At 59.4% G+C, this 7,124-nt stretch carries 6 protein-coding genes; 2 read left to right on the top strand and 4 right to left on the bottom strand.

Features of this window, described 5'->3' with window-relative positions; all coding sequences use genetic code 11:
* Positions 1-343 precede the first annotated feature (343 nt).
* Positions 344-1,798 carry an IMP dehydrogenase gene (gene guaB / locus VIW95_RS09660; RefSeq protein WP_331585846.1) on the bottom strand — a complete coding sequence of 485 codons (1,455 nt, stop codon included), beginning with the start codon at positions 1,796-1,798 and terminating at the stop codon, positions 344-346.
* Between the two features lie 736 nt (positions 1,799-2,534).
* Between guaB and VIW95_RS09655 the strand changes: the two genes are divergently transcribed.
* Both VIW95_RS09655 and VIW95_RS09650 read left to right on the top strand, forming a co-directional pair.
* Entirely contained in the window at positions 2,535-2,867 is a 333-nt protein-coding gene (locus tag VIW95_RS09655; protein ID WP_331585844.1) for a hypothetical protein, read from the top strand.
* Between the two features lie 21 nt (positions 2,868-2,888).
* Entirely contained in the window at positions 2,889-3,293 is a 405-nt protein-coding gene (locus VIW95_RS09650) for a DUF3427 domain-containing protein (protein WP_331585842.1), read from the top strand.
* A 252-nt stretch (positions 3,294-3,545) separates the two neighbouring features.
* Here VIW95_RS09650 and VIW95_RS09645 read toward each other — a convergent pair whose 3' ends face one another.
* The 3 genes from VIW95_RS09645 to VIW95_RS09635 are packed head-to-tail and all read right to left on the bottom strand — an operon-like array spanning position 3,546 to position 6,470.
* Entirely contained in the window at positions 3,546-4,334 is a 789-nt protein-coding gene (locus VIW95_RS09645) for an enoyl-CoA hydratase (RefSeq protein WP_331585840.1), read from the bottom strand.
* Between the two features lie 30 nt (positions 4,335-4,364).
* Positions 4,365-5,195: an alpha/beta hydrolase gene (locus VIW95_RS09640; protein ID WP_331585838.1), complete on the bottom strand. Its 831-nt coding sequence runs from the start codon at positions 5,193-5,195 to the stop codon at positions 4,365-4,367.
* Between the two features lie 12 nt (positions 5,196-5,207).
* A complete protein-coding gene (locus VIW95_RS09635; RefSeq protein WP_331585836.1) occupies positions 5,208-6,470 on the bottom strand; it encodes an NAD(P)/FAD-dependent oxidoreductase in 1,263 nt (420 codons plus the stop codon).
* Positions 6,471-7,124: the final 654 nt, after the last annotated feature.

Below are 7,124 nucleotides of genomic sequence, written 5' to 3'. Positions count from 1 at the left end.
TCAGCCATGTGCCCGCCCCGCCCGCGCAGGAACTTAGAGGAACTAATTGTAGTGAAACCCGCGATGGGTTTCACACTTCCTTCGGCAGGGGTGACCCCTGCACCCAGTATTAAGAAAATAAAGATGCGGGACTTCGTCCCTGTTAGAACTAGTTGAGAGATCTTTCCCGCTGCCGGCGACGAAGTCGCCAGCAGCTTACTTGGGAGAGGTAGAGAAGGGCCGGGATTGTTGAATCGCACCGGAAAAGAACCTGAGAGCAAAAGGGCGTCCTCGCCATTTTGCGATTAGTACTGGGTGCAGGGGTCACCCCCAACCGCGGGCGCGGGGCGCGCAGCCCCGCATCTCACTGTCTGTAATTCGGCGCTTCCTTCGTGATGAACACGTCATGCACATGACTCTCGCGCATGCCCGCATCGCTCACCTTGACGAACTTCGCCCGCTTGCGCAGCTCGACCAGGTTCGCCGCGCCCAGATATCCCATTCCCGACTGCAACCCGCCGACCAGCTGCTCGATATTCGACGCGAGCGATCCGCGATGCGGTACGCGCCCCTCGATTCCCTCCGGCACATGCTTGCCGTCGGTCACACTGAGCTGCCTGTAGCGATCGCCGGTGCGCTCGTTCATCGCGCCGAGCGACCCCATCCCGCGATACAGTTTGTAGGTGCGCCCCTGGTAGAGAATCGTCTCGCCCGGACTTTCCTCTGATCCCGCGAATAGCGATCCAATCATCACGCTGTTCGCGCCGGCCGCAATCGCTTTGGTGATATCGCCCGAAAACCGGATTCCGCCGTCCGCGATCACCGGGATATTGCGCGGCTCGGCAATCGCGATCGTGTCCATAATTGCCGTGATCTGCGGCACGCCGACTCCCGATATCACGCGTGTCGTGCAAATCGACCCCGGCCCCATCCCGACCCGTAGCGCATCGGCGCCCGCATCGCACAGCGCCTTGGCTCCTTCGCTGGTCGCGACGTTCCCCGCCACGACCTCGACGCCCGGCCACTCGCTCTTGGTCGCTTTGATCGCGTCGATCACGTTCCGCGTATGCCCATGCGCGGTGTCGATACAGATCACGTCAACGCCCGCACGCCGCAGCGCCGCCACCCGAGCCTCGCGCTCCGGACCGACGCCCACGGCAGCGCCAACCCGCAGCCGTCCGAGTTGATCCTTGCTCGCATGCGGATGCCGAATCGCCTTGTCCATATCCTTGACTGTGATCAACCCTCGCAGCCGATTCTGATCGTCCACCAGCGGCAGCTTCTCTATCCGATGCGCTTGCAGGAGCTCCTTCGCATGCTCGAGATCGATCCCCGGACGCGCCGTGATCAACTTGCTCGTCATCACGTCGCGCACCTGCTTGTCCAGCCGCCGCTCGAAGCGCAGATCGCGATTAGTAAGAATCCCCACCAGTCGTCCGTCGGAAACAACCGGCAATCCGGAAATCCGGAAACGTTCCATCACCGCGACTGCCTCGCCAATTTTCTGCTCGGGGCTGACGGTGATCGGATCGACGATCATCCCGGTTTCATATTTCTTGACGGTCTCGACCTCGGCCGCCTGCTCTTCGATCGAAAGATTACGATGGATAAAACCAAAGCCGCCCATCTGCGCGATCGCAATCGCCGTGCGCGATTCGGTGACGGTATCCATCGGACTCGACACAAGTGGAATGCGCAGGCGGATCTTCGGCGTCAGCGCAGTAGAAACGTCGCAATTGGATGGCAACAAGTCGGAAGATTGAGGCAACAAGAGAACGTCATCGAAGGTAAGTGCTTCGCGGAGCTCCTGATGCGCCATAAAAATACCTCCTCGAATAAAAAAAGAGCCCGCGGGTTTTCCGCGGGCCCAATCCAGCCGTCAGTTCTTACACGCAGTCCGTTTAATCAGATGCGCCATAACCGACCCTAACAAGAGTCGAGCACCCGATCAATACGGGGATCGGATAAGAGCTAAGAATGAGGAACTTGATTGAAAGTGAAACCCGCGATGGGTTTCACACTTCCTTCGGCAGGGGTGACCCCTGCACCCGGTTAAAAGTACTAATCGCAAAATGGCAAGGACGCCATTTTCCTCTGAGGTCCCTTTCCTGTGTCATTCCGTCCTTGCGTCATTCAGAGCGGTTTTTTGTGTCATCCCGAGCCCGTTCGACTTCGCTCAGGGCAGGCTCCGCCGAGGGACCCCGGATCTTTCTCGACGCCAGCCGACGCACCCCAACCACGGATCAACCGAGGTATGTGACGCTCGAGCTTCATTCCAGCGCTTTGTGTCATTCAGAGCCCTTCGACTCTCGCTCAGGACAGGCTCCGCGAAGAATCCCGGATTCGTTCCTAAGCCTCTCTCTATCAGGGAGAGGCCGCGCCTCCGGCGCGGGTGAGGGTCCGCTTTCCAAGATGTCTGAGATTCTACTTCCTTCCACACTTCCAATTTTCTCGCACCCAGGCCAGGGTTCAAGACTCGAATTAAACCGAGGAGAGAGCCGATGAGTGCATCAGATACCGCTCCAAGAAAATTCAGGATCGAAGGTTCGGGTCAAATGCTTGAGGCTCTGGCCCAAGCGATCGAACTCGCACTTCGCGCGACACGCACAACGCCGGATCGTACTGGCGCTGGGAGTGTCGCTCACGGCTCACTGACCATCGAAGTGGATGCGACGAACTACGATCACGACGATCTTCGATACGTCATCACAAGCATCGACGACGCCGTCAGGACCATCGCAGGATGGGCCGAAGCAAAACGCTGCGACGAATGCGAAGAGCCGGTCGCCTTGCTTTTCGACGATGCATACCTGGAAACTCGAAACGGCGAAGGCGTAATCTGCTGCGAATGCTACCGCCGAATCGAGGACGGCGAAGAAGAGACATAATTCGTCGCAAAGGGAGGGTTGATGAATCCGAAGCTCGCATCAGCGAAACTGAAAGTTGGCGAAATATATTCCCGGAAATCGCTCAGAGAGATTTTCCCTACCTCGGACGCGACCTTGACTACAGGCGTCTTCAGACCGAAGAATTATTCTTCCGTGTGGCTTTTCGTCACGCGCAAAAAAGCACCCAACCAACCAAAGTACATCGACTATCTATCTGGAGACACACTTCACTGGCAGGGACAGACTTCAGGTAAGAGCGATCAGATGATCATCGAGCACAAAAACCGCGATTTGGAACTGCTCCTTTTCTATAGAGAAGAGCCCAAGCAATATGGCAACTCAGGATTTCGCTATCTCGGTTCGGTCGAGTACATGAGCCACAATCCGGGACATCCAAGCAGTTTCAAGCTTCGCCTAAAGGGATAAGTAACTATGGGCTAGTAAGATTGCGCCCAGCGGATCATCGCTGTGTAGCGAAGAACCTAACCCCTAACCCCTCCCGAGCGGGAAGGGGAACAATCGCGTGGAGAGGATGGGCGCGGCGCTCTCCCAAGAACCTGAGAGCGAAATGGCGTCCTCACCATTTTGCGATTTGTACTTTTCACCGGGTGCAGGGGTCACACCTGCCGAAGGAAGCGTGAAACCCACCGCGGGTTTCACTTTCAGTTGAGCTCTCCTTCACTTTCCGCACCAGACTGGTTTGCGCTTTTCTAAAAATGCGCCGATTCCTTCCTGCGCGTCCTTCGCCATCGCGTTCTGGCTCATCACTTCCTTCGTGTACTCGTAGGCTTTCCCCGTATCCAGATCGATTTGCTCGTAGAACGCGCGCTTGCCGATTCCGATGATTAGCGGGCTGGCCTCGACTATCTGCATCGCGAGCTTGCGCGTCTCCGCGATTAGCTCCGCGTCGGCCACCACTCTGTTTACGAGTCCCCATTCGGATGCGGTGCGCGCTTTGACCGGCTGTCCCGTCAGCAGCATTTCCATCGCATGCTTTCGGCCGACCGCGCGCGTCAGCGCCACCATCGGCGTCGAGCAGAACAGTCCAATCCTCACGCCTGGGGTCGCGAAACTCGCACTCTCGCCCGCGACGACGAGGTCGCAGGTCGCCGCCAACTGGCATCCGGCGGCGGTCGCGATCGCATGCACGCGCGCGATCACCGGCTGCGGAATCCTCTGAATCGTCAGCATCAACTGCGCGCACAGATCGAATTCGTATCGATAGAATGCGAGGTCGCGCCCCTTCAGCTCGCCGAGATCGTGACCACCCGAGAATGCCGGTCCGTTGCCCGCGATTATCACTGCACGCGCGTCCGCGCGTTTTCCAAAAGCGACGAGCGCGTCGTTCAGTTCCGTCATCATCGCAGTCGACAGCGCGTTGCGCTTCTCCGGACGGTTCATCGTGAGCGTGATCAGCCCGGCTTCTTCCTCGACGATTAAATTCTTCTGCCCGTTTTCATTCGCCATCGGTTTTCACCTGCCTTCGATTCTTACTTTTCACTCGCCCGGATCGTTTTTCCATTCCTCGGGATAGAGCAGCAGCAAATCCTGCCCGAGCGCGCGCACCAGGAATCGCTGCGTCTCATTGATCGCACGTTCGAGCGCCCGCCCGCCAATCAGCCAATGCCCGCGTCCGCGTATCGTCGCCAGCTTCGCGCCGATCGACTCCGCAAACTTTGTCGTCTGCGCAAACGGCGCGAAGATGTCCGAATCGCCCGCAACGACGAACCGCGGCGCGGCCTTGTCCGCCGCCGCAAACTCGATCGCGCCGGTCATTACGTCGGTTGCGAGCACGCCCGAATCGGGCACCATCGCTTTGATCAACCCCGCGCGAGTGAACGGATCGGAGTCGGCGATCAACTCGAACAGTACTCTGCCGCGCGGAGGCTTGATCGCGCGGCCCAGCATCATCACGAGCCGATTTCCGAATCCGCCGGCCAGCGGCGTGCGAAAGCCCGGCACCAACGGCGCGTACGCGACCGAAGCCTTCACGCGGCGATGCTCGCTCAGCTTGAGCGCGATCAATCCGCCGACGCCGTGACCGAGTACGACCGCATCGCGGCCGATCCCGTCGAGCGCTTCGCCCGCCAGCGCGGCCAGATCGTTGAAGTGGAGCTTCTCGAGCGGCGCCGTCGATCCTTTGCCGAATGCGGCGCGCAGATCAGGCACGAATACTTCCCATCCGATCGACGCGAGGTAACCGAGCACGAGCGCGAGATGCCGCGGCGTCGCGAAGAGATCGGGCAGCAGCATGATCGGCCACGCGAACTTGACCGGCTCGGGCAGTTCGCGTTGCGCGGGGATGCGGCCGAGTTCGAGGTCGTCCACCGGACTGCCGATTTATGCGGCCCGCGACGCGGTCGCCATCAGGCGCGCGAATCTGAACGACGGAAACGCGGCGCGCGGCGTCAACATCTGCGCGAATCTGGTCATTTCGTCCGCCGCCCATTGCTCGCGGCTCGCCGCGCGATGTGCAAAGCGACTGCCCTGGTCAAGCCCGAGCTCCTGCGATGCGCGCACACTCGCCCTGTAGTACGGCATCAGCTCCGCGTCGCGACGAGTAGTGAAATCTGCGAGCATCGCAACTGGAATCGAATTGGCGCGGCCGCTCGAGAACCACTCACGCGCGAGCTCGCCGACGATCCCCGCGCTCATCAGCGCCATCGAATGCCCCTGGCCGAACAGCGGATCGACATGCAGCCCCGCATCGCCGAGCAGGAGCGCGCCGTCGGTGACCGGATCGCGATAAGTGTTGTTGAGCAGGCCCGAAGAAAACACCTTGCCGGCCAGCGTCGCGCCTTCGAGCATTTTTCGAACCGCGAACGAGCGGTTCAGGTAGCGGCGCAGATTGGATGCGAGGTCGGTGCGAAAGGTTTGCATCTCTGCCGCGTCGAACGCGGTCGCTGCGACGGTGAGTCCGTTTTCGCACCGACAAACCAGGTTGCCTGCGCCCGGTGCGTATTCGAATTCCGTCACAACTTCGTCGCCGAGGCTTTTCCGCGGGACGCCTTCGAAGTAGGCGTAGTAGTATGCGCGCGCGCATGGCACGTCGACGCGCTTGAACGCGTCGATCCGCGCCGACCCGATCTGCGCGACCGAGCTGCGCATCCCGTCGGCGCCGATTGTCAGAGGCGCGCGATACTCGTGGAAGCCCGACGCATCCTCGCCGCGAATTCCCACCACGCCGCCATCTTCGATGAGCAGATCGACGAGCCGGAAGCGCTCTCGAAACGTGACGCCTTCGAAACTGCACGCAGCCTCGATCATCGCGGCGTCCATCAGGACCCGCCCAAGACACAGTCCGCGATCGTCGGCGCCCTCACGCGCGAGTTCGCCGCTATAATCGAAGTCCGGACCGATCGAGCGCATCTTCGAGAAGCGGACGCCGCCCGCGCGCTCGAGCATTTCGAGCACGCCCATTCGCTCGAGCACTCTTGTTCCGCCGCCAAGTACGATGTGCGTGGACAGCCGGTCCGACGGGAAGACGTCCTTATCGACGAGCAGAACGCGGCGTCCGTCGCGTGCAAGCAGAATCGCGGCCGCGCTGCCGGCAACGCGCGCGCCAACGATTATCGCGTCGAAATTTTTCAGCGGCTCGGACATAAGGTTCGCGAGACTTCGCGGCGATCGAACCCTATCATGTTGAACGCGCGCGCCCGCAAGCAAGCGCCATCAAAGGAAAGAGCCCCCTCTTTCGAGGGGGCTCTCCCGTGTTGCGAGGCCTTTCAGCCTCGGCTTATTCCAGCAGCAATCCTGGCAGCCTTAGCCAGCCTTCGGGGTATTAGCCCGAAGGTAAACTCGTTAAATGACTACTTCTTTTTGGTCTTTTTGGCAGGCTTCTTTTTTGCCATTTTGCTCTTCCGCATCGGTTTGGACTTGGTGGCCTTTTTGGCCCGTTTCTTCATTCCTGGCATAGGTACCTCCTCTTCCTAGGCTGCTGCTGGACAAGCACCCTTTCTTATAGATGAGAGTTCATCTCTCATCGGTTCGGGCCGATTATAGAAACATGTTATTCTCAAATCAAGGGCCATCGCGTGATTTATAAAGAAATTTTAAAGTCGAAAGAGTCCAACCGAACCGGTCTGTTTCGGGTGTTTAGAATGACGTTCAAAATTAGCTCTCTTGAACTCGGCTCGATGCCTGAATTAAGATTGCTGGGATGACCCGGTTAAGCTTCGTACTCCGCCGCGAGTGGCTCAGCCTAATCTTCGGCGGCGTGCTGGTGATGCTTATCTTAAGTGCGCTGCTGGGCAGCCT

This window comes from Binatus sp. (SeqCode) (genome assembly GCF_036522015.1).
Classification (GTDB): Bacteria; Desulfobacterota; Binatia; order Binatales; family Binataceae; genus Binatus.
This window is presented reverse-complemented; position numbering and strand designations above follow the sequence as displayed.